Raw genomic sequence first — 24,019 nt, 5'->3', positions numbered from 1 at the left:
GGCGTCCGTCGTGTCGTTCGATCATTCGGGCAGGTCCAGGCCCGCCGCCGCGCAGTCCGCGCGCAGCAGGGCCAGTTCGTCGTCGGTGGCGTCCGCCAGCGGCGGACGCACCGGGCCGGCGGGCAGGCCCAGCACGTTCAGGCCCGCCTTCACCAGGATGGTGCCCGGGCTACGGAAGATCCCGGTGAACAGCGGCAGCAGCCGCCGGTGCAGGGCCAGCGCCGTGCCGGTGTCACCCGCGTCGTACGCCTCGATCATCTGCTTGGCGAGCGCGCCGGTGAAGTGGGTCGACGTGCCGACCAGCCCGACCCCGCCGACCGCCAGGGTGGGCAGGGTGAGCGAGTCCTCGCCGCTGTAGAAGGCGAGGTCGGTGCGGCTGGTCACCCAGCTGGTGGCGGTCAGGTCACCCTTGGCGTCCTTGACCGCGACGATCCGCTCGTGCGCGGCGAGCCGCACCAGCGTCTCGGTCTCGATCGGCACCCCGGCGCGGTGCGGGATGTCGTACATCATGATCGGCAGGCCGGTGCCGTCGGCGACGGCGGTGAAGTGCGCCACCAGCCCCCGCTGCGGCGGCTTGCTGTAGTAAGGGGTCACCACCAGCAGGCCGTGCGCGCCGGCCTTCTCGGCCGTGGCGGCCAGCTCGATGGTGTGCCGGGTGTCGTTGGTGCCGACGCCGGCCACGATCCGCGCCCGGTCACCTATCGCCTCGACCACCGCGCGGATCAGGGTCTCCTTCTCCGCGTCCGAGGTGGTCGGCGACTCGCCGGTGGTGCCGTTGAGCACCAGCGCGTCGTTGCCCTGCTCGTCGACGAGGTAGGTCGCCAGCCGGACCGCCCCGTCCAGATCGAGGGAGCCGTCGGCGGTGAACGGGGTCGCCATCGCGGTGAGAAGCCGCCCGAACGGGCGCGACACGCCCCGGTCGGGGGCGGCAGGGTGGTCGTGCGTCATGCTCACAACCTAGCGGACGAGCACCGGACAGCCGGTGGGGAAGGGCTCAGGACAGCTGTGCGTGCGGACTGGTCGCCACCTCGGTGCCATCGGGCAGCGTCGAGACGACGAAGTCGGCGAAGACGTTCGGGGCGACCTGCTGGAGCTGCCGCAGGCACTCCACGGCCAGCTCACGGATCTCCACGTCGGCGTGCTCGGTGGCCCGCATCCCGATGAAGTGCCGCCAGGCGCGGTAGTTGCCGGTGACCACGATCCGGGTCTCGGTGGCGTTGGGCAGCACCGCCCGCGCCGCCTGCCGGGCCTGCTTGCGGCGCAGCGTCGGGTTGGGCTCGTCGGCGAACCGCTGCTCCAACCCCTCCAGCAGCTCGGTGTACGCCCGCACGCTCGCCTCGGCGGCCTCGACGAACCGCTTGTGCAGCTCCGGGTCGTCGGCGATCACCGCCGGCTCGACCATCGCCGCGTCCCGCTCCGGCACGTAGCGCTGGGAGAGCTGGGAGTAGGAGAAGTGCCGGTGCCGGATCAGCTCGTGGGTGAACGAGCGGGACACCCCGGTGAAGTAGAACGTCACGCTGCCGTGCTCCAGCACCGACAGGTGCCCGACCTCCAGGATGTGCGCCAGGTAGCCGGCGTTGGTGGCGGTCGCCGGGTTCGGCTTCTTCCAGCTCTGGTAGCAGGCCCGGCCGGCGAACTCCGCGAGCGCCTGGCCGCCCTCGGCGTCGGTCGACCACGGCACGTCGTCGGGGGCCTGGAACTGGGTCCACGCGATCAACTGCACCTGGGGCTGCACCATCTCCGGCATTCCTGCGACTGTAGTGGCCCGGTGGGCTGCGGGGAAACTCGGGCCACCGCGCTGACCAGCGAGATCATGGACAGTTCCGGCCGGGGGCGGCGGCGGGTGGCCAACGTCTCCCACCCGGCCCGCCGGGCGCCCCGGCCGGTCAGACGTAGAGCGCGGTGAACGGTGCCCAGGGCAGGTTGCGCAGCACCGAGAAGGCCATCCAGACGGCGAGGAACCCGCCGATCACCGGGGAGCTGAGCCGCAGCTCGGGCAGCCGCCACCCGAACGCCTGCCGGCCCGCCCAGGCGACGAAGAGGTATGCCAGGAAGGGCACCGCGAAGACGAACACGGCGTGGTGGCGGGCGGCTGCCGGCAGGTCGGCGTGCAGGAGGTACCACAGCGCGCGGGTGCCCCCGCAACCCGGACAGTCCAGCCCGGTGGTCAGCTTGAGCAGGCAGCTCGGCGCGGCGTCCGGGTCGCTGGTGGTCGGGTCGCTGACCAGCGCGTACGCCATGCCGGCGGCGACGCAGCCGAGCGCGGCCAGCGGGGCGGCCCAGCGCGGCGACCGGGCGTGCAGGCGGAGCACGAACCGGGTGAGCCGGTCCGGCTCGGCCGGCTGCCACACCACCGGCGGCCCCGCCGACCAGGAGCCGGGGGGCAGCCCCTCGGCGTTTGCGCCCACCCCCGGGTGCGGGTGCCCGTGGGAGGCGGCCGGGTCGGTCGGCGTGCCGACGGCGTACGGGCCGGTCGGCGTGCCCACGGGGTACGGGTCGCTCAGCGTGTGGGTGGTGCCGGCCGGTGCGGCACCGGTCGACGTCGGATCGGTGCCCTGCCCCGACCGGGAAGGCCCGGTCGGCCCGTCAACGCTCGTCACGGCCTCACGGTACACCGGTGAGGCTGCGCAACGCGGCGGCCAGCGGGGCGGCCAGGTCACCGGCCGCAGGTGGGGCGACCGCGTCCAGGCCGAGCCAACCGGCGAGCCGACGCAGCTCGGCGGCGAGCGCGACGGCGGTCTCCCCCGGGTCGACGCCGGGTTCCTGCCAGGCCGCCGGCACCAGCAGCACCCCGGCCTTCCGGTCGGCCTTGAGGTCGACCCGGGCGGTGAACCGCTCCCCCTGCAGGAACGGCAGCACGTAGTAGCCGTGCACCCGCTGCGCGGCCGGCACGTAGATCTCGATCCGGTAGCCGAAGCCGAACAGCCGCTCGGTGCGGGCCCGCTCCCAGACCAGCGGGTCGAACGGGCTGACCAGGGTGTTGCCCCGCACCCACCGGGGCAGCCGGGCGTCGACGTGCCGCCAGGCCGGCTGCCGCCACCCCTGCACCGTCACCGGCACCAGCTCACCGGCCTCGACCAGCTCGGCGACGGCCTGCCGGGCACCGGCCAGCGGGAGCCGGAAGTAGTCCCGCAGCTCCGGCTCGGCGGCCACCCCCAGCGACCGGGCGGCCACCGCGACCAGGGTGCGGTACGCGTCGGCGTCGGTCGGCGTGGGCGCGTCGAGCGCGGCCGCCGGCAGCACCCGTTCGGGCAGGTCGTAGCGGCGGGCGAAGGAGGGCGTCCGGTCGGCGGCGGTGACCTCGCCGGCCCAGAACAGGAACTCCAGCGCCCGCTTCACCGCCGACCAGTTCCAGCCCCAGTTGCCCGTCTCCCGGGGCGCGTCGTGCTCGATCTCGGCGGCGGTCAGCGGCCCGGCGGCAGCCACCTCGTCGCGCACCCAGGCGACCAGTTCGGGCTGCTCGGCGGCGATCCGGCGCATCCCGCCCCAGGCGTCGTCGCGGGCCTTGGCCATCCGCCAGCGCAGCGCGGCGTGCAGCCCCACCGGCACCAGGGACGCCTCGTGCCCCCAGTATTCGAACAGCTCACGGGGGCGGCGGTAGGCCGCGGAGTCGAGCAGGCTGGTCGGGTAGGGCCCGAGCCGGCTGTAGAGCGGCAGGTAGTGCGCCCGTTGCAGCACGTTGACCGAATCCATCTGGATCAGCCCGACCCGGTCGAGCACCCGGCGCAGGTGCCGGCGGGTGGGCACCCCGGCGGGCGCGGGGTCGGCGAAACCCTGGGCGGCGAGCGTCATCCGCCGGGCCTGGGCGAGCGAGAGCGATTCCGGTGCGACCATCGCCGACGACCCTAGACCAGCGGTACGACACCGGAGCGGACACTGGACCGACCGCCCGTCGGGGCATAGAACGGACGCATGCTCACCATCCGCCGCGAGGAGCCCGACGACGCCGAAGCGATCGCCCGGGTGCACATCCACGGCTGGCAGGCCGGGTACGCCGGCATCATGCCCGCCGAGGTGCTGGCCCGGCTCAACCCGGTGGCCTGGGCGCAACGCCGGCGGGACGTGGGCACGGCCCACCCGGAGCACCCGTTCACCACCCTGCTCGCCGAGGTCGACGGGCTGCCGGCCGGATTCACCACCTTCGGGCCGTACCGCAACAACCAGGACCGGGACGACCTGGACCCGGCGTACGGCGAGGTGCTGGCGATCTACGTGGAGCCGGCGCGCTGGGGTGACGGCACCGCGCAGGCCCTGTTCGCCGCCGCCCGGGACGGGCTGGCGGCGAACAGCTGGCGGGAGTACCGGGTGTGGGTGCTGGCCGACAACCTCCGCGCCCGCCGGTTCTACGAGCGGGCCGGCCTGTCAGCCGACGGTGAGCGGTCCCGGTACCGGGTGCCGCTGGCCGGCGGCGGTCCCCCGGTCCACCTCGACGAACTGCGCTACACCGGCCGGCTCCCCGGCTGAGCCCGCCGGCCGCCGACCGGCCCCGGGGTCGACCGGTCCGGCCGGGGCGCCCGGCCGGCCGCCGACCGGGGCGGCCCAGGTGCGGATCGGCAGCAGCCCCAGCAACGCGAGGCTGATCCAGACGTAGGTGTTGCTGCCCAGGAAACCGCCGGCCCCGGTGAAGTCCTTCTCCCAGGCCCAGACGATCCGGCTGCACAGCAGCACGTAGGAGATCACCGCGAGGGCCAGCAACGCGCGCCGCCGCAGGCTGCCGGCGGGCGCGGCGACCACGTTGTCGACCAGCAGGATCAGCGCCGGGATCAACCAGACCAGGTGGTGCACCCAGGTGACCGGGCTGACCAGGCACATCAGCGCGCCGGTCAGGGCCAGCCCGGTGGCCTCGTCGCCGACCGCCACGGCGGCCCGGCAGCGCCACGCCCAGACGGCCAGGGTGACCAGCACCAGCGCCAGCCAGGCCAGGGTGCTCGGGTGTTCCGGGTCGAGCCGGGCCACCACGCCGCGCAGCGACTGGTTGGACACGAACGCCAACTCGCCCACCCGGTCGGTGTTCCACAGCGCCGACGTCCAGAACTCGCGGGCGGCGTCGGGGAAGAGGGCTGCGGCGAGCAGGGTGGCCGCGGCCGCGGCGGCGACGGCGGTGCCGGCGGCCCGGAACCGCCTGGTGATCAGCAGGTAGACGATGAAGACACCCGGGGTCAGCTTGATCGCGGTGGCCAGCCCGATGCCGACCCCGGCCCACCGGTTGCCGGCCGGCAGCAGCCGCAGCAGGTCCACCGCGACCAGGAACAGCAGCAGCATGTTGACCTGGCCGAAGTTGACCGTCTCCCGCATCGGCTCGAACGCGGCGGCCAGGCAGAGCGCCACCGCCAGGACGAACCACCGGGTCCAGCCGGCCCGCCGGGCGACCGGGTCGAGCAGCCACCAGACCAGCACCGCGCTGACCAGCACCGTGGCGGCCACGCTGACGGTGATCGCGACCGGCCACGGCAGGTACGCCATCGGCAGCATCACCAGCGCGGCGAACGGCGGGTAGGTGAAGCCGTACTGGGTGCCGGGCTTGAGGTAGTCGTAGATCTCGCCGTGGTCGTGCACCCAGAAGGTCAGCGCGCCGTAGTAGACCTTCAGGTCGAAGAAGCCGTGCCGGACGGCCGCCACGGAGAGGAAGGCGGCCACCGCGACGGCGAGCACCACCACCGTGACGACCTGCCCGGCCGTCCGCCTGGCCCCCTGCGCCACCGTCGTCTCCCTCGCTGTGGCCTAGGCTTTCGTGCCATGGCTCTGGGGTACGTCCGCCCGGCGCGTCCCGAGGACGCCGCCGAGATCGCCCGTGTGCAGCTCGCGACCTGGCGGGTCGCGTACCGTCGACTGCTGCCCCGGCACGTGCTCGACAACCTGGACGAGGCGTGGCTCGCCCGGCGGTGGAGCGCGGCGGTGCAGGAGCCGCCCTCGGCTGCGCACCGGGTGCTCGTCGCCGTGGAACAGGCCGAGCAATCCTATCTGGTGGGTTTCGCGGCTTCCGGGCCGGCGGACGCCGAAGCGCTCGCCCCGGGCGAGCCGGCCACGGCGCTGGGCGCCGGGGTGGTCGCGGTGACCGACCTGCTGGTCGAGCCGCGCTGGGGTCGGCGCGGGCACGGCAGCCGGCTGCTCGCCGCCGCCGTCGACGCCTGGCGCGGCGACGGGTTCACCCACGCGGTCGCCTGGACGTTCGACGGCGACGAGGCGACCCGTAAGTTCCTCACCAGCACCGGCTGGGAGCCGGACGGCGCGGCCCGCGCGCTGGACGTCGACGACATGCTCGTCCCCCAGGTACGGCTGCACGTCGCGGTCCCCACCGAACCGGACGACACGCCCTGAACCGGTCGGTTCTGTCGGCCCATCCTGGTAGACCGGAGGCGGCGGTGCGCCACCGACGGTGAGGGAGACGGGCATGTTCCGGGAGACGAAGGCGTTCAGCGGGTTCTCGGCCGACGACACCGACCGGGCCCGGGAGTTCTACGCCGGCACCCTCGACCTGCGGGTGTCGCAGCTCGGCGGCCCCGGCGGGCTGCTGATGCTGCACCTGGCCGGCGACCGGGACGTGGTGGTCTACCCCAAGGCCGACCACGTGCCGGCGACGTTCACGGTGCTCAACTTCCCGGTGGCCGACGTCGACCGGGCGGTCGACGAGCTGACCGCACGCGGGGTGCGGTTCGCGCGCTACCCCGGGCTGCCGCAGGACGACCGGGGGATCATGCGCGACAACGGGCCGACCATCGCCTGGTTCACCGACCCGGCCGGCAACATCCTGTCCGTCATCGAGCAGGAGTGACCCCGCACCGGGTCAACGGCGCAGCTCGACGACCAGCTCGTCGTCCTCCACCGCCCCCGTCGGGGTGAAGCCCAGCGAGGTGTAGAGCCGGGCGGCGGCCGTGTTGTCCGGGTGGTACGACAACCGGACGGGGTGCGTGCCGTCCGGCCCGGCCAGCCAGGCGGCGAGGGTGCGTACGGCGGCCCGGCCCACCCCCCGGCCCTGCTCGGCGGCGTCGATCAGCATGCCGCCGATCCACCGCGACCCGTCGTCGTCCACGCCCCACATGACGTGGCCGGCCACGGTCTCGTCGGCGTGGACCGCCAGCGACGTCCAGACCTCGGAACGCGAGGTCAGCACCAGGTAGCGGGCCGCCAGCGCCGGCACCCACCCCCGCTGGTCGTCGCGGGGGGCCAGGTCGGCCACCGCCCGCCAGTTGTCGTCGTCCACCGGGCGCAGGGTGACCCGCCGCCCGGCCTGATCGGTATGTCCGGAATCCAGCACCGGGGCAGCCTAGGGGCGCACGGCGGCACCCCGCCAACGAATTCGTCGCCACGCGCACGCCACACCCGACCCGGCACCCGGGCACAGCGGGCGGGCGACGCGGCAGGTCTAGTCGAGCAGGGCGTCCAGGCCGACGGTCAGCCCCGGCCGCTGCCGGACCGCCCGCACCGCCAGCAGCACCCCGGGCATGAACGACACCCGGTCGTACGAGTCGTGCCGGATGGTCAGCGTCTCGCCGAGGGTGCCGAACAGCACCTCCTGGTGGGCGACCAGGCCGGTGGCACGGACCGCGTGCACGCGTACCCCGTCGATGTCGGCGCCCCGCGCGCCGGGCACCTCGTCCCTGGTCGCGTCGGGGGTGGGCCCGAGGCCGGCCTCGGCGCGGGCCTGCGCGACCAGCCGGGCGGTGTGGGTGGCGGTGCCGCTCGGCGCGTCGAGCTTGCGCGGATGGTGCTGCTCGATGATCTCCACGGACTCGAAGTGCCGGGCCGCGCGGGCGGCGAACTGCATCATCAGCACCGCGCCGATGCCGAAGTTGGGGGCGATCACCACGCCGACGTCGGGCCGGTCGGCCAGCCAGCCGCGCACCTGCTCCAGCCGCTGCCCGGTGAAGCCGGTGGTGCCGACCACCGCGTGCACGCCCCGCTCGATGCACCAGCGCAGGTTGTCCATGACCGCGTCCGGGGTGGTGAAGTCGACGACCACCTCGGCGGAGGCGGCGGCGGACAGCTCGTCGCCCTGGTCGACGGCGGCCACCAGCGCCAGGTCGTCGGCCCCGTCGACCGCCCGGCACACCTCGGCGCCCATCCGGCCCCGGGCACCCAGCACGCCGACCCGGACCGCCCCACCCGGAACCTTCTCCTGCTCGTCAGTCACGCGGCACAACCTATCCCAATCGGGACGCGGGCCACCGCCGGACCACCACCGTCCCACCGGCCGGTCCCGGTACGGACCCCGGACCCGACCGCGAACCGCCGACCACCCGGACGCCGGCCGGTCGGACCACCGCCGGGACGGCCCGCGTCACCGGGCACGGGTCGGCGGGCGGCGGGCTCAACCGGCGAAGTCGTGCTCGCCGAACGGGCCGACCACCGCCAGCGACATCGGCCGGCCCAGCAGCTCGGCGGCGAGGGTGTTCACGTCGGCCACGGTCACCGCGTCGACCCGGGCCAGCAGCTCGTCCACCGGCATCAGGTCGCCGTAGAGCAGCTCACCCTTGGCCAGCCGGCTCATCCGGGAGCCGGTGTCCTCCAGGCCCAGCACGAACGAGCCCTTGCTCATCCCCTTGCCCCGGGCCACCTCCGCCTCGGTGAGCCCGTCGGCGGCCACCCGGGCCAGTTCGGCGCGGGTCAACCGGAGCACCTCGTCGACCTTGCCCGGCGCGCAGCCGGCGTAGACGGCGAACAGGCCGCTGTCGGCGTACTGGCTGGCGTAGGAGTAGACCGAGTAGGCCAGGCCACGCCGTTCGCGGATCTCCTGGAACAGCCGGCTGGACATGCCGCCGCCGAGGACGTTGTTGAGCACCCCGAGGGCGAACCGCCGCTCGTCGACCCGGTCGATGCCGGGGCAGCCGAGGATGACGTGCGCCTGCTCGGTCTCCTTCGGCTCGACCAGGACGGCGGCCGGCTTCGTGCGTACCGCCGGGGTGTTGCGCCGGGGCGTGCCCGGCGCGGCCGGGTCGGTGTCCAGCGGGGTGCCGCGCAGCGCCTGGCGGACCAGCCGGACCACGGTGGCGTGGTCGAGGTTGCCGGCGGCGGCGATCACGATCTGCGGCGCGGTGTAGCGGCGGCGGTAGAAGCTCTGGATCTGCCTGCGGGTCATCGGGGTGACCGTCTCCTCGGTGCCGGAGATCAACCGGCCGAGGGGGTGGTCGCCGTAGACGGCGCGGGCGAACAGGTCGTGCACCTCGTCGCCGGGCTCGTCGTCGTGCATGGCGATCTCTTCGAGGATGACCCCGCGTTCGGTCTCCACGTCGGCCGGTTCCAGCAGCGAGTCGGCGACCGCGTCGCACATCACGTCGATGGCCAGCGGCAGGTCCTCGTCGAGCACCCGCGCGTAGTAGCAGGTGTACTCCTTGGTGGTGAAGGCGTTGGTCTCGCCGCCCACCGCCTCGATCTCGGCGGAGATCTCCAGCGCGGTGCGCTTGTGGGTGCCCTTGAACAGCAGGTGTTCCAGGAAGTGCGCGGCACCGGCCTGCGGGCCCGTCTCGTCCCGCGAGCCGACCGTGACCCAGATGCCGAACGAGACGCTGCGCATCGTCGGGATCGCCTCGGTGAGCACCCGCAGCCCGCTCGGCAGCACGGTCCGCCGCACGGTGCCGCCCAGCGGGTCGTCACTGATCGTGCGGGTGACCGCCCGGGACGCGGCCCCGGCGCGGCCGGGCTGCCCGGCGACGGCGTGCCGGACGGGCGACGCCGCCGGCCGCCGGCCCGGGGGAAACGACGAACGCTGGGCGCGGCTCACGCAGACCTGCTTCCCGTGCGACGAGGGGTGGAGGGAACACACCGGCCGGGTGACGACGTCGTCGTCACCCGGCCGGTCACTGCTCAGCTGTGCCGGGTACGCCGACGCGGACGCTCGCCGCCGTCGCCACCCTCGCCGCCACCCGGGCCACGCTCGCCGCGCTCCGGCGCGCGACCACCGCGGTCGCCGCCCCGGTCACCGCGGTCGCGCGGACCCCGGTCGCCGCCCCGGCCGGCCGGCCGGTCGCCACCGGCGGCCTCACCGGCGGCCGGCGCCTCGGCGCCCTCCGGCCGGACCTTGTCCAGGTAGATCTTGCCGCGGGCGTCGATGTCCGCGATCTCCACCTCGACCTTGTCGCCAACGTTGAGGAAGTCCTCGACCCGCTCGACCCGCTTGCCGTCGCCCACCTTGGAGATGTGCAGCAGGCCGTCGCGGCCGGGCAGCAGCGAGATGAACGCGCCGAACGCGGCGGTCTTGACCACCGTGCCGAGGAACCGCTCGCCGGCCTTGGGCAGGGTCGGGTTGGCGATCCCGTTGATCCGGTCCACGGCGGCCTGCGCCGACGGGCCGTTGGTCGCGCCGACGTAGATCGTGCCGTCGTCCTCGATGGAGATCTCGGCGCCAGTCTCGTCCTGGATGGCGTTGATGGTCTGCCCCTTCGGGCCGATCACCATGCCGATCTTGTCCACCGGGATCTTGACGGTGGTGACCCGGGGCGCGTAGTCCGACATCTCGGCCGGGGCCTCGATCGCCGCCTGCATCACCCCGAGGATGGTCTGCCGGGCCTCGTTCGCCTGCTGGAGCGCGGCGGCGAGCACATCCGACGGGATGCCGTTGAGCTTGGTGTCGAGCTGGAGCGCGGTGACGAACTCCGGCGTGCCGGCGACCTTGAAGTCCATGTCACCGAACGCGTCCTCGGCACCGAGGATGTCGGTCAGCGTCACGTACTGGGTCTTGCCGTCGACCTCGTCGGAGATCAGGCCCATCGCGATGCCGGCCACCGGCGCCTTGAGCGGCACACCGGCCGACAGCAGCGCCAGCGTCGAGGCGCAGACCGACCCCATCGAGGTCGAGCCGTTGGAGCCGAGCGCCTCGGAGACCTGCCGGATGGCGTACGGGAACTCCTCGCGCGACGGCAGCACCGGCAGCAACGCCCGCTCGGCCAGCGCGCCGTGGCCGATCTCCCGCCGCTTCGGCGAGCCGACCCGGCCGGTCTCCCCGGTCGAGTACGGCGGGAAGTTGTAGTTGTGCATGTAACGCTTGCGGTTCTCCGGGGAGAGGGTGTCCACCATCTGCTCCATGCGCAGCATGTTCAGCGTGGTGACCCCGAGGATCTGGGTCTCGCCCCGCTCGAACAGCGCGGAACCGTGCACCCGGGGCAGCACGCCGACCTCGGCGGTGAGCGGCCGGATGTCGCGCGGCCCCCGGCCGTCGATGCGGACCTGCTCGCGCAGCACCCGGTTGCGGACCTCGGACTTGGTCAGCGAACGGAAGGCGGCGGAGAGTTCCTTCTCCCGGCCCTCGAACCGACCGGTCAGCTCCTCGGCGACCTTGGCCTTGACCCGGTCCAGGGCCTCCTCACGGTCGGCCTTGCCGGCGATCTGGAGCGCCTCGGCCACCTCGGCGCGGACCAGCTCGGCCACCGCCTGGTAGACGTCGTCCTGATAGTCGAGGAAGACCGGGAACTCGGTGACCGGCTTGGCGGCCACCTCGGCCAGCTCGCTCTGCGCCCGGCACAGCTCGCGGATCGCCGGCTTCGCGGCCTCCAGGCCGCTGGCGACGATCTCCTCGGTCGGGGCGGTCGCGCCGGCCGCGATCAGGGTCACCGCGTGCGGCGTCGCCTCGGCCTCGACCATCATGATCGCGACGTCGCCGTCGTCGAGCGCCCGGCCGGCCACCACCATGTCGAAGGTGGCGCGGGCCAGCTCCTCCAGGGTCGGGAACGCCACCCACTGGCCGTCGACGTGGGCCACCCGGGTCGCCCCGATCGGGCCGGAGAACGGCAGGCCGGACAGCTTCGTCGACATCGAGGCCGCGTTGATGGCGACCACGTCGTACGGGTGCTGCGGGTCGAGCGCGAGGACGGTCTCGACGACCTGGACCTCGTTGCGCAGGCCCTTGACGAACGACGGGCGCAGCGGCCGGTCGATCAGCCGGCAGGTGAGGATCGCGTCCTCGCTGGGCCGGCCCTCACGGCGGAAGAACGAGCCGGGGATGCGGCCCGCGGCGTACATCCGCTCCTCGACGTCGACGGTCAGCGGGAAGAAGTCGAACTGCTCCTTCGGGTGCTTACCGGCGGTGGTGGCGGAGAGGACGACCGTCTCGCCGAGCTGGGCGATGACGGAGCCGGCGGCCTGGCGGGCCAGCCGGCCGGTGGAGAAGGTGATCTCACGGGTGCCGAAGGACCCGTTGTCGATCACGGCGGTGCGGGATTCGGTGCCGAGGTTGGTCTCGGTCATGTGCTGCGGTACTCCTTCGCGTCGTGGGCCCCACGACACCGGAGCTGCTCAGACGGCCGGTCTTCGATCGAAGCGCCCGGGTGGCCGGCATGATGCCGGGATGCCCGGGGGCCACTACCGGAGACCGGTACGCTGACCGGCTCCCTCTCGGGTGGTCGCGCGGCCCTCTTCTTCTGGTGGTGCCGAGCGGGGGAGCGACCCGGTGGCCGCTCCCCCGTCACGTCATCGGCGCAGGCCGAGCCGCTCGATCAGCGACCGGTAGCGGTTGATGTCCTTCTTCTGGACGTAGTTGAGCAGCCGACGGCGCCGACCGACCAGCAGCAGCAGCCCACGGCGGCTGTGGTGGTCGTGCTTGTGCACCTTCAGGTGCTCGGTCAGCTCCGCGATCCGCTTGGTGAGGACCGCGACCTGGACCTCCGGCGAACCGGTGTCGCCCTCGGCGGTCGCGTACTCCGTGCGGATCTTGGCCTTGGCTTCCTGGTCGAGCGCCATGTTCTCCCTGTTTCGGTGGGTTGACAACTGGTGTCCGTCGTTCGGGTCCGCGTGGACCGGAGACGGACGAACCTCGCACCCGCGGCGTCGTGCAGGCACGCGAGGCCCCGCGTCGGTCATCCGACGTCACCGCCACACTACCAGCCCGTCGCGGAACCGCCCGGTCAAGCCCCACGCGGCGGGCGTCGGGGGCCCGTACACCCCACCCGCCGGGCCGGTCAGGCGACCGCCAGCCGGGTCCGCGCGACGTCCTCGGCCATCTGCGCCAGCAGCGGCTCGATCGCGTCGTACCGGATCTGGCCGCGCAGGTGGGCGGCGAAGTCGAGGGCGACCTGCTCGCCGTACAGGTCGCCGGCGAAGTCCAGCACGTGCGCCTCGACCCGGCGCTCCCGGCCGGCGAACGTCGGGTTGGTGCCGATCGAGATGGCCGCCGGCAGCCGCTCGATGCCCCCGCGTACCAGCCAGCCGGCGTACACCCCGTCGGCGGGCACCGCCGCGTGCGGCGGGCAGCGCAGGTTGGCGGTGGGGAAACCCAGCTCCCGGCCGCGCTGGTCGCCCAGCACCACCACCCCCTCGAGGCGGTGCGGCCGGCCGAGCACGACGGTCGCCGCCGCCACGTCCCCGGCCTCGATCCGGGCCCGGACGTACGTCGAGGAGAAGACCGTGCCGTCGGCGGCGACCAGCGGGGCGTTCTCCACCGCGAAGCCGTAGGTGCGGCCGAGCTGTTCGAGCAGCGCCACGTTCCCGGCGGCCCGGTGCCCGAACCGGAAGTTGTCCCCCACCACGACCAGCGCCGCGTGCAGGTGTTCGACCAGGATGTCGTGCACGAACGCCTCGGCCGGCAGCCGGGACAGCTCGGCGGTGAACGGCACCACGCACAACACGTCGACCCCGAGCGCCTCGATCAGCTCCGCCTTGCGGATGGGCTCGGTGAGCACGGCCGGGTGCGCGCCCGGGCGGACCACCTCGGCCGGGTGCGGGTCGAAGGTCACCACCACCGACCGTACGCCCAGCTCACGGGCCCGCGCCACGGCGTGTCCGATGGTCGCCTGGTGCCCCCGGTGCACGCCGTCGAAGACGCCGATGGTGACGACCGACCGCCCCCAGTCACCGGGTGCCGCCTCGTACCCCCGCCACCGCTGCATGCCGCTCCTTCCCTGCTCCGCCGCTGACCGGCTCACACCCGTACCCACCGCCGCCGGTCGTGCCGGCCGTCGTCCCCGCACCCGTCCCCGCTGTGCCGTCCGGCCGTGCCGGCCGACGGCCCGGTCAGGCCGGGGCGAGCACGATCTCCGCGCGGGCCCGGCCGTCCCGCTCGCTGACGATAGCGATCAGGCCGCCGTCCGGTCCGAAGACGGCGTACGGTCCGGCGATGCCCACCGGGTCCAGCGGGCCGCCGTGGGAGAGCACCTTCGCCTCGTCGGCGCTGGCCTGCCGACGGGAGAAGTACCTGTCGGCGGCGGTGTCGAGGGGCAGGGTGACCACCTCGGGCGCGCGCTGCTCCAGCGTCGCGAGGGTCGCCGACTCGGCCAGGGTGAAACTGCCCACAGCGGTACGCCGCAGCGCGGTGAGGTGTCCGCCGACGCCGAGCGCCAGGCCCGCGTCCCGGGCCAGCGCCCGGATGTACGTCCCCGAGGAGCAGTCGACGTCGATGTCCACGTCGACCACGTCCGGGGTGTCCCGGCGGATCGCCGACACGTCGAGCCGGGAGACGGTGACCCGGCGGGCGGGCAGCTCGACCTGCTCGCCGTCCCGGACCCGCTTGTACGCCCGCTCCCCGTTGATTTTGATGGCGCTCACCGCGCTGGGCACCTGGTCGATCTCACCGGTCAACGGCACGAACGCGGCCCGGATCGCGGCGTCGGTCAGCGCACCGGCAGGCGTGGTCCCGATCACGTCGCCCTCGGCGTCGTCGGTGACCGTGGACTGGCCGAGCCGGACCGTCGCGGTGTAGCTCTTGCCCGCCCCGATCACGTACGTCAGCAACCGGGTGGCCCGGCCGACCCCGATCACCAGCACCCCGGTCGCCATCGGGTCGAGGGTGCCGCCGTGCCCGACCCGGCGGGTGCGGGCCAACCGGCGGATGCGCGCCACCACGTCGTGCGACGTCATGCCGCCGGGCTTGTCGACCACGATCAGACCGTCACCGTTCACGACCGCCAAGCCTGCCAGACGGGTCCACCCCGCCCGCCACCGCACGGCACATCGCGCGCCGTCGGACCCGGCGCCCCACCTGGGTCCCGGCCCGCCGACCACCGTACGGCCGGACGGGTCGCCCCCGGTGGCTGCTCAGCGCACCGCGCCGACCACCGCCCACCTGCCGGACCGCAGCCGCAGCAGCACGCCGACGAGGCGGATCACCACGAGCAGGGTGAGGCCGGCCCAGATACCGCCCAGACCGAGGTCGAACGCGTAGGAGAGCCAGATCGCCGGCAGGAAGCCGCCGACCGCCGCGACCACTGTCAGGTTGCGCAGGTAGCGGATGTCGCCGGCACCGATGAGCACACCGTCGAGGGCGAACACCACCCCGGCGAACGGCTGCATCGCCACGAACCAGGGCCACGCCACCATCGCCTGCCCGCGTACCTCGGGATCGGAGCTGAACAGGGACGGCACGACGCCGGACCCGGCGGCGATCAGCACCGCGAAGGCCACTCCGCACACGCCGCCGAGCAGCGCGAACCGGCGGGCCAGGGCGCGTGCACCGGCGGCGTCGCCCGCGCCCAGTGTCGCCCCGATCAACGCCTGCGCGGCGATCGCCAACGCGTCGAGCAGCAGCGCGGTGAAGAACCACAGTTGCAGCGCGATCTGGTGGGCCCCCACGGCGGCGGCACCGAACCGGGCGGCGACGGCGGTGGCGGACAGGAAGCTGGCCTGGAAGGCGAGCCCCCGGATGAGCAGGTCCCGGCTGAGCACCAACTGCTGGCGGATCAGCGCCGGTCGGGGCCGCACGCCCACCCGCTCCCGCAGCAACGCCCCCACGAACAGGGCACCCGAGACGGTCTGGGCGATCGCGTTGGCCACCGCCGAACCGGCCACGCCGAGTCCGGCGGGGTAGACCAGCAGGGGGCAGAGCAGCGCGGAGAGCAGGTTCGGCCCGAGCACGAACAGCAGCGGGCGGCGGGTGTCCTGGATGCCGCGCAGCCAGCCGTTGCCGGCGGCGGCCAGCAGCAGCCCGGGCGCGCCGAGGGCCGCGATCCGCAGCCACTGCCCGGCGGTGTCGGCCACCTCGCCACCACCACCGGCGAGGGTACGCGCCAGCGCGTCACCGCCGAACTGCATGCCGACGGCCACCAGTACGCCCACCCCGAACGCCAGCCAGGACGCCTGGACACCCTCGGCCAGCGCCGCAGCCCGGTCACCGGCACCGAACCGGCGGGCCGCCCGCCCCGTGATGCCGTACGCCAGCACGGTGCCGAGCCAGGCGGTGAGCGTCAGCACCGTGCCGCCGACGGCGAGGGCGGCCAGCGGGACCCGGCCCAGGTGCCCCACGACGGCAGTGTCGACCAGCACGTAGAGCGGTTCGGCCGCCAGCACCACCAGGGCGGGCAGGGCGAGTGCGGCGATCCGGCGCGGCGAGGCGAGCGCGGTGGCGGTGGCGGTGGACTGGCTCATCGCCGCCGATCCTGGCACGCCTGCGGTAAGGAACGCAAGCCTTGGCATCGCTTACCGAGCGAGGGTCGGCGGAAGCCGCCCGGCGAGGGACACGATCGCGGGGGACGAGATGAGCGCGGATGGCGGAGTGGTGAGGTGGGGTGCTGCGGCCGAGCCGGCCGGACTCAGCGGGGGGGTGGGGTGTGCCCGGCCCTGCCTGGACGGCCGATCCCACCGGCACACCGAGGCAGGCCGAGCCGACCGGGCTGAGGTCGGCCGCCGCGCCGAGCCGACCGGGCCGGGGCAGGCTGGGGCGCACCCGACTGAGGAAGGCCGAGCCGATCGGGCCGGGGCGGGCCCGGCTGACGGGTATCGGTACGACCACCGCAGGTCGAACACGACCCGGCCGAACGACCTCTGGAGGGGCTCTCACCCGGCCTGTCGGACACGGCTCGGGCCGGGCGGCCTCCGGGCACGGCTCGGCGGAGCCGGTCGAACCCGGCTCGGAGCGAGCCGCCCTCGTACACCGCCGGACCGGATGGACACGGCCCGGCTCGGCCGCGCCGAACGCGTCCGGAGCCGGGAACGGTAGGGCTGAGCGCAACCGGGTGCCGGGGCGGTCCGGACGGGCGGCAGGCCAGGCCCGGCCACGCAAAACCGGGCAGCCACGGCCTGCGGCCGGGGGCGGGATCGCGGCCGGGCGGGGTCAAGCTGAAAAGCAGTCGGTGCCGGACCGGGCCGACGCCAGGGCGGGACGACCCGGAGCATGCGTTACGGCCGGGCCGCGCCTGGGGGTAGCGAGCCCGACCAGCGGCGGGACGACGGTTCGGTGCCGAGTCCGGTGGGGTGGGTGAAAACGAGCCGGGCGGGGCCGGACCGCGCACGACCACCGGAGCCAGGCTGAGTCGGAACTCAGCCGGGCAGCGGGGTCATCGCCGGTTCGGCAGGGTCACTGGCGGGTGTCCATCGAGGTCTGCAACGCGCGGCGCATCTGCTCGCGGGCCTCGTCGGTGGTCTCGGTCTTGGGCTTGGTCGCCATGGCGGTGTCCTTCCAGGGTGCGGACCACCGAACAGGTGGCCCGGACGGGCGGTCCTGCTGAGCGCCGGGAAGGCGGCCCGGGATCACCGGAGCGGCTCGCCTGGCAGCGTGAGCCCGGGTCGGTCAGACCCTGGAGGGAGGCGGCACCGGGTGTGGCACCACCGCCCGCGACCTGCGTCGCGGCGCGACGTCGGCCTCTCCCAAGTTAACGTTTACTTTCCACATGCTGCCCACTCTTCCCGTCATCTGGACGGGCCTGGCAAGCATCCCGAGAGCAGCCCAGACCGACCTGCACGCATCGACACGGGTCGCGCATCACCCGGACCCCGTCGGGGTTCCCCGTGACCCGTGGGATCGAGCAGGCCCATACCGGCCACGAGACGGCACCGCTGAACCGGCCGGCCCAGGCACGGGACACCCAGGCAGGCTGTGGGCGCGGAACCCAGCCGGGCCGGCACGGAAACCGGGCGAGCCGGCGCAGAACCCGGGCGAGCCGGCGCGGGAACCGGGCGAGCGGAGCCGGGCGGGCCAGACAAGGCAAGGCAGGGCCCGTGCCACCCGGTGGCGCGGGCCAGGTCGGGCGGGCAGGGCGGAAACGGGCCGGGCGACCTACCGGAGCGGGATCGCTGGGCAGGTCCGCGTCGCCGCTCCTGCCGGGCCCGCAGCGGCCGTCACCCGACGGTGGAAGCGGTCAGCGGGCCAGGAAGTGCCAGCCGAGCCACCACCAGAACCCGAACACGCCGATCCGGCCTACCGGCACCGGACCGACCTCGTACCGCATGACGTAGGCGCAGACGTCGCCCAGTGACGGAATCCGGGAACCTTCCCGGCGGGCGGCCCACTCCACGGCCGCGAAGAGCACCAGCGAGGCGAGGAAGCCGCTGATGGCGAGCGTGCGCATCATCGCCGTACCAGCCCCCAGAACGCGGCCAGCCAGGCGAACCAGGCCGCCGAGCGGACCAGTTCGTCCTCCAGCAGCGGATCGGCCAGGCGGGAGAAGGTGGGGAACTCGTCGCCGACCGCCATGACGAAGGTGGCCCCTTCGAGCACCCCGAACAGCGCGGCCGGGAGCAGCCACCAGACGGTGCCCCGGCCCAGCCGGCGCGGTGCCGGCCGACGTTGCACCCGGTTGCCGAGGCCGAGCCAGATCAGCGCACCGCCGGTGCCCAGCGTCCAGATGTTGGCCTGTGCCGAGAACGACGGGAACTGCCCACCGACCAGGGAGAGGCAGGCCAGCACCGGCACGGTGACCACCGGCCTGTCCCAGGCGCGGGAGACGTCCACGGCGATCTCGTGCGGCTGCTCCATCGTCCGATTCTCCCCGGGGTCACCGTGTGCGGGAAGACCGACACCCGTCGGCGTCGGCGGGGTCACCGGTCAGCGCACCGGCCAACTCCGCCCTGATGAGGGCGATGACCTGCTCGGCGTCGCCCGATCCGGTGAAACCGGCGGCGAAGCGGTGACCTCCGCCACCCAGCGCCACCGCCACCGCGCTGACGTCGACGGCACCCTTGCTGCGCATCGACACCGCCCACTCGGCCGGCCCGACCTGCTTGAGCACGCACGCGACGTCCGCCTCGGCGGTGCAGCGGACCGAGTCGATAAGCGATTCCAGCACGTACGGCTGCTGGTCGTGCCGGGCCAGGTCGTCGAGGGTGGCGTCGGTCCAGACCAGGCCGTGGCCGGCGGCGGCCTCCGGTTCGAGCCGGGCCCGACCCAGCACCTCGCCGAAGAGCCGGACCGCGCCGAACGGCCGGGTGTCGAAGACCTGGCGGGAGATGTCCCCGGGGTGCAGGCCGGTGGCGAGCAGCCGGGCGGCGAGCCGGTGCACCTCGGGGGTGGTGGCCGCGAACCGGAACGAGCCGGTGTCCGTGGTCAACGCGACGTAGAGGCCCGTCGCGATCTCGGCGTCCAGCGGCACGTCGAGCCGGGAGAGCAACTGCTCGGCGACGACCGAGGTCGCCGCCGCTGTCGGATCGACCAGATGTACCGCGCCGAAGCCGGTGTTCGAGGCGTGGTGGTCGAGAACGATCGAGGTGCCGGCGGTGTCGAGCCGGTCGACCAGGTCACCGAGCCGCGACTCGCTCGCGGCGTCGAAACAGACCACCAGATCCGGATCCGGGTACGCCTCGGCCGCCGGCACCAGCAGATCGAGCCCCGGCAGCCAGCGGAACGGCTCCGGCACCCCGGGCGGCCCCGGGAAGGTGGCCTGCAACCGGCGTACGCCGAGCCGGCGCAGCCCCAGCCCGAAGCCGAGCATGCTGCCCAGCGCGTCGCCGTCCGGGTTGACGTGACAGATCAGCAGCACCCGGGCATCGGCCGGCAGACCGCGTACCGCTGCGACGGCGGCGGCCCAGTCGTCCTCGCCGGGGCCGGCGGACGGCGACCCGGTACGGAGCTGGTCGGCCGTGCCCGGGGCGGCCGTCACCGCCGGTCCGTGGCGGACGTGTCGGTGGTGGCGTCGTCGTCCGCCTCGTCGTCCTCGTCGTCGACCCGGTACGGCTGGGCGTCGCCCGCGTACTTGGCCTGGGCGGCCAGCCGCTGCACCTCGGCGTCGGCGTGCCGGGCCTGGGCGAGCAGGTCGTCGATCTGCTTGACCTGGTCCTGCACGTCGTCGAGGACGAAGGTCAGGGAGGGCGAGTGGCGCAGCCCGAGGGCCTTGCCGACGGTGCTGCGCAGCATGCCCTTGGCGCTCTCCAGCGCGGCGGCGGTGCTGGCCTGTGCCGTCGCGTCACCGAGGACGGTGTAGAAGACGGTGGCGTCGCGCAGGTCGGCGGTGATCCGGGCGTCGGTGATGGTGATCATCCCGAGCCGGGGGTCCTTGATCTGGCTCCGCACCACCGAGGCGACCAGTTCGCGAATCCGCTCGGCGTGCCGGCGAACCTTGGCCGGATCAGTCATGTCCCCCACCTCCAGGGCGTTCCTTCCGCGGCTGGAGCGGCGACGCGGGCGTCACCGGGACCAACCACCCAACACCTCGAACACTACCCGCGCGCCACCCCCACCCGCCCGCCCCCACCCCGCCCCACCACCCCGCACTCCCGCCTCCCCCACGTCCCACCCAGCCCGACCCTGCCTCACCCCGCCCCGCCCCGGTGATCAAGAAGTTTGCGTCAATTGATCAAGAGGTTCGCGTCAACCTGAAGATCGAAGCTGACGCAAACCTCTTGATCAACGCGAACAGGCGGGGCGGGGCGGGGGCGGGCGTGGGGCGGGGGCGGGAGCTGGTGGGTGGGTGGGGAGAGGGGGTCAGTCTTCGGGGGTGTGGAGGTGGCGGCGAACGGAGAGGAGCTCGATCTCGGGGCGGGCGGCGACCAGGCGTTCGCAGGAGTCGAGCACGTCGCGGACGTGGGTCGCCTCGGCGGCCACCACGGCCACCCCGATCTCGGCCCGCCCGTGCAGGTCGAGCGCGCCCACCTCGGCGGCCGACACCTCGAAGCGGCGCAGCGCCGCCACGATGGGCCGGACATAGGAGCGCTTCGCCTTGAGGGATCGGGAGTCACCCGGCAGGAGCAGGTCGAAGAGTGCGGTTCCGGTATACATCGCCACGGACGTTACGGAAGCGGCCCGGACATGCTCAAGGGGTTTACGCCGGGTGGCGTAAACCCCTTGAGCACTGTTGTCAGCCTCGGATCAGGCGCGCGGCTTCTCCCGCATCTCGAAGGTCTCGATGGTGTCGCCGACCTGGACGTTGTTGAAACCGCCCAGAGTCAGACCACACTCGAAGCCTTCGCGGACCTCCGTCGCGTCGTCCTTGAACCGCTTGAGCGAGCTGATCGTGAGGTTGTCCGCCACGACCGCCCCGTCCCGCAGCAGCCGCGCCTTGGCGTTGCGGCGGATGATGCCGGACCGGACGATGCAACCGGAGATGTTGCCGATCTTGGACGAGCGGAAGACGTCGCGGATCTCCGCGGTGCCCAGCTCGACCTCCTCGTACTCCGGCTTGAGCAGCCCCTTGAGCGCGGCGTCGATCTCCTCGATGGCCTGGTAGATGACGGTGTAGTACCGGATCTCCACGCCCTCGCGGTCGGCGATCTCGCGGACCTTGTTGGCGGCCCGCACGTTGAAGCCGATGATCGTGACCGCCTCGGACGAGGCGCTCGCGAGCATGACGTCGCTCTCGGTGATCGCACCCACGCCCCGGTGGATGATCCTGAGCTGGACCTCCTCGGGGATGTCGAGGTTGAACAGCGCGTCCTCGAGGGCCTCCACGGAACCGGAGACGTCGCCCTTGAGCACCAGGTTGAGCGAGGTCTTCTCGCCCTCCTTGAGCTGCTCCATGAGCGTTTCGAGAGTGGCCCGACCGCGGGAGTTGGCGAAGGACGCCGCCCGCCGTCGTGCCTGCCGCTGCTCGGCGATCTGCCGCACCGTGCGGTCGTCCTCGGCGGCCAGGAAGGTGTCACCCGCACCCGGCACCGCGGTCAGACCGAGCACCAGGACCGGACGGGCCGGACCGGCCTCGGCGACCTGGTTGCCGTTCTCGTCGAGCATGGCGCGGACCCGGCCGTGGGCCCCACCGGCGACGATCGAGTCGCCCGCCCGCAGGGTGCCCTTCTGCACCAGCACCGTCGCCACCGCACCGCGACCCTTGTCCAGGTGCGCCTCGATGGCCACACCCTGCGCCGGCCCGTCGATCGGAGCGGTCAGCTCCAGCGACGCGTCGGCGGTCAGCAGGACCGCCTCCAGCAGCTCGTCGATGCCGATGCCCGGCTTGGCCGCCACGTTGACGAACATGGTGTCGCCGCCGTACTCCTCGGCGACCAGGCCGTACTCGGTCAGCTGCTGGCGGACCTTGTCGGGGTTCGCCTCCGGCTTGTCGACCTTGTTGACCGCGACCACGATCGGCACGTCGGCCGCCTTGGCGTGGTTGAGCGCCTCGATCGTCTGCGGCATGACGCCGTCGTCGGCCGCCACCACCAGCACCACGATGTCGGTGACCTGCGCACCACGGGCACGCATGGCGGTGAACGCCTCGTGACCCGGGGTGTCGATGAAGGTCACCGCGCGGTCCTCGCCCTCGTGCGGGACGTGGACCTGGTACGCGCCGATGTGCTGGGTGATGCCACCCGCCTCGCCGGCCACCACGTTCGCCTTACGGATCGCGTCGAGCAGCTTGGTCTTACCGTGGTCGACGTGACCCATGACGGTCACCACCGGCGCACGGCTGACCAGGCGGTCCTCCGCGACCTCGGCGTCGAGGTCGATGTTGAACTGCGCGAGCAGCTCGCGGTCCTCGTCCTCCGGGCTGACGATCTGCACGTCGAAGCCGAGGTGCTCACCCAGCAGCAGCAGGGTCTCGTCGGAGCAGGACTGGGTCGCGGTGACCATCTCGCCCAGGTTGAACATCTCCTGGACCAGCGAACCCGGGTTGGCGTTGATCTTGTCGGCGAAGTCCGACAGCGAGGCGCCACGGGAGAGCCGGACGACCTGACCCTGACCCCGGGGGGCACCCGAGCTCATGGTCGGGGCCGACAGGTTGTCGAACTCCTGTCTGCGCTGCTTCTTGGACTTGCGACCACGGGTCGGCCGGCCACCCGGACGCCCGAAGGCACCCGCGGCGCCGCCGCCACGGCCACGACCGCCACCACCGGGACGACCACCGCCACCGGCCGGGGCACCCGGACGGAAACCACCGCCGGGAGCGCCACCGCCGCCACCGGGGCCACCACGGTAGCCACCGCCGCCGGCGCCACCGCCGCCACCGGGACCGCCACGGAAGCCACCGCCACCGCCACCACCGGGACGGAAGCCACCGCCACCGCCACCGGGACGACCGGCACCGCCGCCGGGGCCGCCACGACCGCCACCGGGGCCGCCGGGGCGACCGGTGGTGGGCCGCTGGCTCGGCATCGAGGCCGGGCTGGGCCGCGGCGGCATCGACGCCGGGCTCGGCCGCGGGGGCATGCCGGCCGGGCTCGGCCGGGGACCGCCGCCGCCGGCCGCCGGGGGCCGCTGCTGGCCACCCTGGATGCCGAACGGGTTGTTACCGGCGCCGCGCGCCGGGGGACGACCACCGGGCCGGGCACCCGGGCCCGCCGGGGGACCACCGGGCCGGCCGGCGGCCGGGGTACCCGGACGCGGCGGTACGGCGTTCGGGCCGGGACGCGGACCCGGACGCGGGCCACCCTCGGTGGGCGGCTCCCGCCGGACGTTGTCCCGCTGCTGCTGCCGAGCGGCCTGAGCGGCCTTGACCGCCGCCTCCTGCTCGGCCTTCAACGCGGCGGCACGCGCCTCGGCGGCAGCCACCTCGATGTCGTGTGCGCTCGCCGGCTTGGCGACCGGGGTCACCGGCTGCGGCGGGCCGGGGACCGGGCCCTTGGGCTTCGGTCCAGGGGTCGGCGCGGCCGGCCGCCGGGGCGGCATCGGTCGGGCCGAGACCCGGGGGGCACCCGGGGTCGGGGTCGGCGTCGGGGTCGGTGCCGGGCTCGGGGCCGCCGCCGGAGCGGACGGTGCCGACGAACCACCGGCGGACGCGACGAATGCGCCACGCAGTCGTCGGGCGACGGGCGCCTCGACGGTGCTGGACGCGGACTTCACGAACTCGCCCATTTCCTTCAGCTTGGCGAGCACTGTCTTGCTTTCGACCCCGAGCTCCTTAGCAAGCTCGTGTACGCGGGCCTTACCTGCCACTGCACTCCTCACTCCGAGGTCGTGCGGGCAGCACCCGCAGCGACCTCACTCCTGCACTTGAAGCCTGGTCATTTCAGGGACTTCATC

At 73.7% G+C, this 24,019-nt stretch carries 22 protein-coding genes; 3 read left to right on the top strand and 19 right to left on the bottom strand.

The features are described from left to right. Window positions 1-21 precede the first annotated feature (21 nt). The 4 genes from dapA to JQX11_RS05575 form a co-directional block, all read right to left on the bottom strand. Window positions 22-948: a 4-hydroxy-tetrahydrodipicolinate synthase gene (dapA, locus tag JQX11_RS05590; protein WP_204923900.1), complete on the bottom strand. Its 927-nt coding sequence runs from the start codon at window positions 946-948 to the stop codon at window positions 22-24. A 46-nt stretch (window positions 949-994) separates the two neighbouring features. Next, a complete protein-coding gene (gene thyX / locus JQX11_RS05585) occupies window positions 995-1,738 on the bottom strand; it encodes an FAD-dependent thymidylate synthase (RefSeq protein ID WP_204924153.1) in 744 nt (247 codons plus the stop codon). A 148-nt stretch (window positions 1,739-1,886) separates the two neighbouring features. After that, window positions 1,887-2,600: a DUF2752 domain-containing protein gene (locus JQX11_RS05580; protein ID WP_307826076.1), complete on the bottom strand. Its 714-nt coding sequence runs from the start codon at window positions 2,598-2,600 to the stop codon at window positions 1,887-1,889. A gap of 4 nt (window positions 2,601-2,604) precedes the next feature. After that, window positions 2,605-3,834 carry a winged helix-turn-helix domain-containing protein gene (locus JQX11_RS05575; RefSeq protein ID WP_204923899.1) on the bottom strand — a complete coding sequence of 410 codons (1,230 nt, stop codon included), beginning with the start codon at window positions 3,832-3,834 and terminating at the stop codon, window positions 2,605-2,607. Window positions 3,835-3,912: 78 nt separating this feature from the next. On the opposite strand from JQX11_RS05575, the gene JQX11_RS05570 reads away from it, so the two are divergent. Continuing rightward, window positions 3,913-4,464: a GNAT family N-acetyltransferase gene (locus JQX11_RS05570; protein ID WP_204923898.1), complete on the top strand. Its 552-nt coding sequence runs from the start codon at window positions 3,913-3,915 to the stop codon at window positions 4,462-4,464. Here the strand turns inward: JQX11_RS05570 and JQX11_RS05565 are convergent. After that, on the bottom strand, window positions 4,363-5,700 hold the full coding sequence (locus JQX11_RS05565) for a glycosyltransferase 87 family protein (protein WP_204923897.1): 1,338 nt from the start codon (window positions 5,698-5,700) through the stop codon (window positions 4,363-4,365). The genes JQX11_RS05570 and JQX11_RS05565 overlap by 102 nt on opposite strands. 36 nt (window positions 5,701-5,736) lie before the next feature. Here JQX11_RS05565 and JQX11_RS05560 point away from each other — a divergent pair, with 36 nt between their 5' ends. Beyond that, window positions 5,737-6,318, top strand: coding sequence for a GNAT family N-acetyltransferase (locus JQX11_RS05560; RefSeq protein ID WP_204923896.1), 582 nt, complete (start codon window positions 5,737-5,739; stop codon window positions 6,316-6,318). 73 nt (window positions 6,319-6,391) lie between these two features. Continuing rightward, window positions 6,392-6,772, top strand: a complete 381-nt coding sequence (locus tag JQX11_RS05555) for a VOC family protein (RefSeq protein ID WP_145918428.1) — start codon at window positions 6,392-6,394, stop codon at window positions 6,770-6,772. A 12-nt stretch (window positions 6,773-6,784) separates the two neighbouring features. Here the strand turns inward: JQX11_RS05555 and JQX11_RS05550 are convergent, their stop codons facing one another. From JQX11_RS05550 to infB, 14 genes are all read right to left on the bottom strand, one after another. Then, window positions 6,785-7,255, bottom strand: coding sequence for a GNAT family N-acetyltransferase (locus JQX11_RS05550; RefSeq protein ID WP_204923895.1), 471 nt, complete (start codon window positions 7,253-7,255; stop codon window positions 6,785-6,787). A gap of 108 nt (window positions 7,256-7,363) precedes the next feature. Then, on the bottom strand, window positions 7,364-8,131 hold the full coding sequence (gene dapB / locus JQX11_RS05545; RefSeq protein WP_204923894.1) for a 4-hydroxy-tetrahydrodipicolinate reductase: 768 nt from the start codon (window positions 8,129-8,131) through the stop codon (window positions 7,364-7,366). Window positions 8,132-8,308: 177 nt separating this feature from the next. Continuing rightward, window positions 8,309-9,595 carry a M16 family metallopeptidase gene (locus JQX11_RS05540; RefSeq protein WP_204924151.1) on the bottom strand — a complete coding sequence of 429 codons (1,287 nt, stop codon included), beginning with the start codon at window positions 9,593-9,595 and terminating at the stop codon, window positions 8,309-8,311. Window positions 9,596-9,801: 206 nt separating this feature from the next. Beyond that, on the bottom strand, window positions 9,802-12,177 hold the full coding sequence (locus tag JQX11_RS05535; protein WP_204923893.1) for a polyribonucleotide nucleotidyltransferase: 2,376 nt from the start codon (window positions 12,175-12,177) through the stop codon (window positions 9,802-9,804). Between the two features lie 222 nt (window positions 12,178-12,399). Then, entirely contained in the window at window positions 12,400-12,669 is a 270-nt protein-coding gene (rpsO, locus tag JQX11_RS05530; RefSeq protein ID WP_109804764.1) for a 30S ribosomal protein S15, read from the bottom strand. A 218-nt stretch (window positions 12,670-12,887) separates the two neighbouring features. Continuing rightward, the gene (locus JQX11_RS05525; RefSeq protein WP_204923892.1) at window positions 12,888-13,814 is read right to left on the bottom strand and encodes a bifunctional riboflavin kinase/FAD synthetase; all 927 of its coding nucleotides are present in this window, start codon (window positions 13,812-13,814) and stop codon (window positions 12,888-12,890) included. A gap of 124 nt (window positions 13,815-13,938) precedes the next feature. Further along, the gene (gene truB, locus JQX11_RS05520) at window positions 13,939-14,823 is read right to left on the bottom strand and encodes a tRNA pseudouridine(55) synthase TruB (RefSeq protein ID WP_204923891.1); all 885 of its coding nucleotides are present in this window, start codon (window positions 14,821-14,823) and stop codon (window positions 13,939-13,941) included. 135 nt (window positions 14,824-14,958) lie between these two features. Next, window positions 14,959-16,284, bottom strand: coding sequence for an MATE family efflux transporter (locus tag JQX11_RS05515; RefSeq protein ID WP_204923890.1), 1,326 nt, complete (start codon window positions 16,282-16,284; stop codon window positions 14,959-14,961). Between the two features lie 1,709 nt (window positions 16,285-17,993). Beyond that, entirely contained in the window at window positions 17,994-18,203 is a 210-nt protein-coding gene (locus JQX11_RS05510) for a DUF6186 family protein (RefSeq protein ID WP_194822111.1), read from the bottom strand. Beyond that, window positions 18,203-18,610: a hypothetical protein gene (locus JQX11_RS05505; protein WP_145918420.1), complete on the bottom strand. Its 408-nt coding sequence runs from the start codon at window positions 18,608-18,610 to the stop codon at window positions 18,203-18,205. Before JQX11_RS05505 ends, JQX11_RS05510 begins: the two co-directional genes overlap by 1 nt. 19 nt (window positions 18,611-18,629) lie before the next feature. After that, window positions 18,630-19,730 carry a DHH family phosphoesterase gene (locus JQX11_RS05500; protein ID WP_204923889.1) on the bottom strand — a complete coding sequence of 367 codons (1,101 nt, stop codon included), beginning with the start codon at window positions 19,728-19,730 and terminating at the stop codon, window positions 18,630-18,632. Beyond that, window positions 19,727-20,203 (bottom strand): 30S ribosome-binding factor RbfA, encoded by a 477-nt coding sequence (gene rbfA / locus JQX11_RS05495; protein WP_204923888.1) that lies wholly within the window; start codon window positions 20,201-20,203, stop codon window positions 19,727-19,729. Before rbfA ends, JQX11_RS05500 begins: the two co-directional genes overlap by 4 nt. Before the next feature lie 348 nt (window positions 20,204-20,551). Then, complete coding sequence (locus JQX11_RS05490) at window positions 20,552-20,845, bottom strand: DUF503 domain-containing protein (RefSeq protein ID WP_204923887.1); 294 nt, start codon at window positions 20,843-20,845, stop codon at window positions 20,552-20,554. A 90-nt stretch (window positions 20,846-20,935) separates the two neighbouring features. Further along, entirely contained in the window at window positions 20,936-23,932 is a 2,997-nt protein-coding gene (gene infB, locus JQX11_RS05485; protein ID WP_204923886.1) for a translation initiation factor IF-2, read from the bottom strand. Window positions 23,933-24,019: the final 87 nt, after the last annotated feature.

Origin of the sequence: Micromonospora humida (genome assembly GCF_016901255.1) — a bacterium.
Taxonomy (GTDB): domain Bacteria; phylum Actinomycetota; class Actinomycetes; order Mycobacteriales; family Micromonosporaceae; genus Micromonospora; species Micromonospora wenchangensis.
The sequence above is the reverse complement of the archived record's forward strand: the minus strand, read 5'-3'. Positions and strand labels throughout refer to the sequence as shown.

Excerpts from the sequence above, each read along its gene's own strand:
- dapA (WP_204923900.1), bottom strand. The coding sequence starts at position 948 with ATGACGCACGACCACCCTGCCGCCCCCGACCGGGGCGTGTCGCGCCCG.
- thyX (WP_204924153.1), bottom strand. The coding sequence starts at position 1,738 with ATGGTGCAGCCCCAGGTGCAGTTGATCGCGTGGACCCAGTTCCAGGCC.
- JQX11_RS05575 (WP_204923899.1), bottom strand. The coding sequence starts at position 3,834 with ATGGTCGCACCGGAATCGCTCTCGCTCGCCCAGGCCCGGCGGATGACG.
- JQX11_RS05570 (WP_204923898.1), top strand. The coding sequence starts at position 3,913 with ATGCTCACCATCCGCCGCGAGGAGCCCGACGACGCCGAAGCGATCGCC.
- JQX11_RS05560 (WP_204923896.1), top strand. The coding sequence starts at position 5,737 with ATGGCTCTGGGGTACGTCCGCCCGGCGCGTCCCGAGGACGCCGCCGAG.
- JQX11_RS05555 (WP_145918428.1), top strand. The coding sequence starts at position 6,392 with ATGTTCCGGGAGACGAAGGCGTTCAGCGGGTTCTCGGCCGACGACACC.
- JQX11_RS05535 (WP_204923893.1), bottom strand. The coding sequence starts at position 12,177 with ATGACCGAGACCAACCTCGGCACCGAATCCCGCACCGCCGTGATCGAC.
- rpsO (WP_109804764.1), bottom strand. The coding sequence starts at position 12,669 with ATGGCGCTCGACCAGGAAGCCAAGGCCAAGATCCGCACGGAGTACGCG.
- JQX11_RS05525 (WP_204923892.1), bottom strand. The coding sequence starts at position 13,814 with ATGCAGCGGTGGCGGGGGTACGAGGCGGCACCCGGTGACTGGGGGCGG.
- JQX11_RS05515 (WP_204923890.1), bottom strand. The coding sequence starts at position 16,284 with ATGAGCCAGTCCACCGCCACCGCCACCGCGCTCGCCTCGCCGCGCCGG.
- JQX11_RS05510 (WP_194822111.1), bottom strand. The coding sequence starts at position 18,203 with ATGCGCACGCTCGCCATCAGCGGCTTCCTCGCCTCGCTGGTGCTCTTC.
- JQX11_RS05505 (WP_145918420.1), bottom strand. The coding sequence starts at position 18,610 with ATGGAGCAGCCGCACGAGATCGCCGTGGACGTCTCCCGCGCCTGGGAC.
- rbfA (WP_204923888.1), bottom strand. The coding sequence starts at position 20,203 with ATGACTGATCCGGCCAAGGTTCGCCGGCACGCCGAGCGGATTCGCGAA.
- JQX11_RS05490 (WP_204923887.1), bottom strand. The coding sequence starts at position 20,845 with ATGTATACCGGAACCGCACTCTTCGACCTGCTCCTGCCGGGTGACTCC.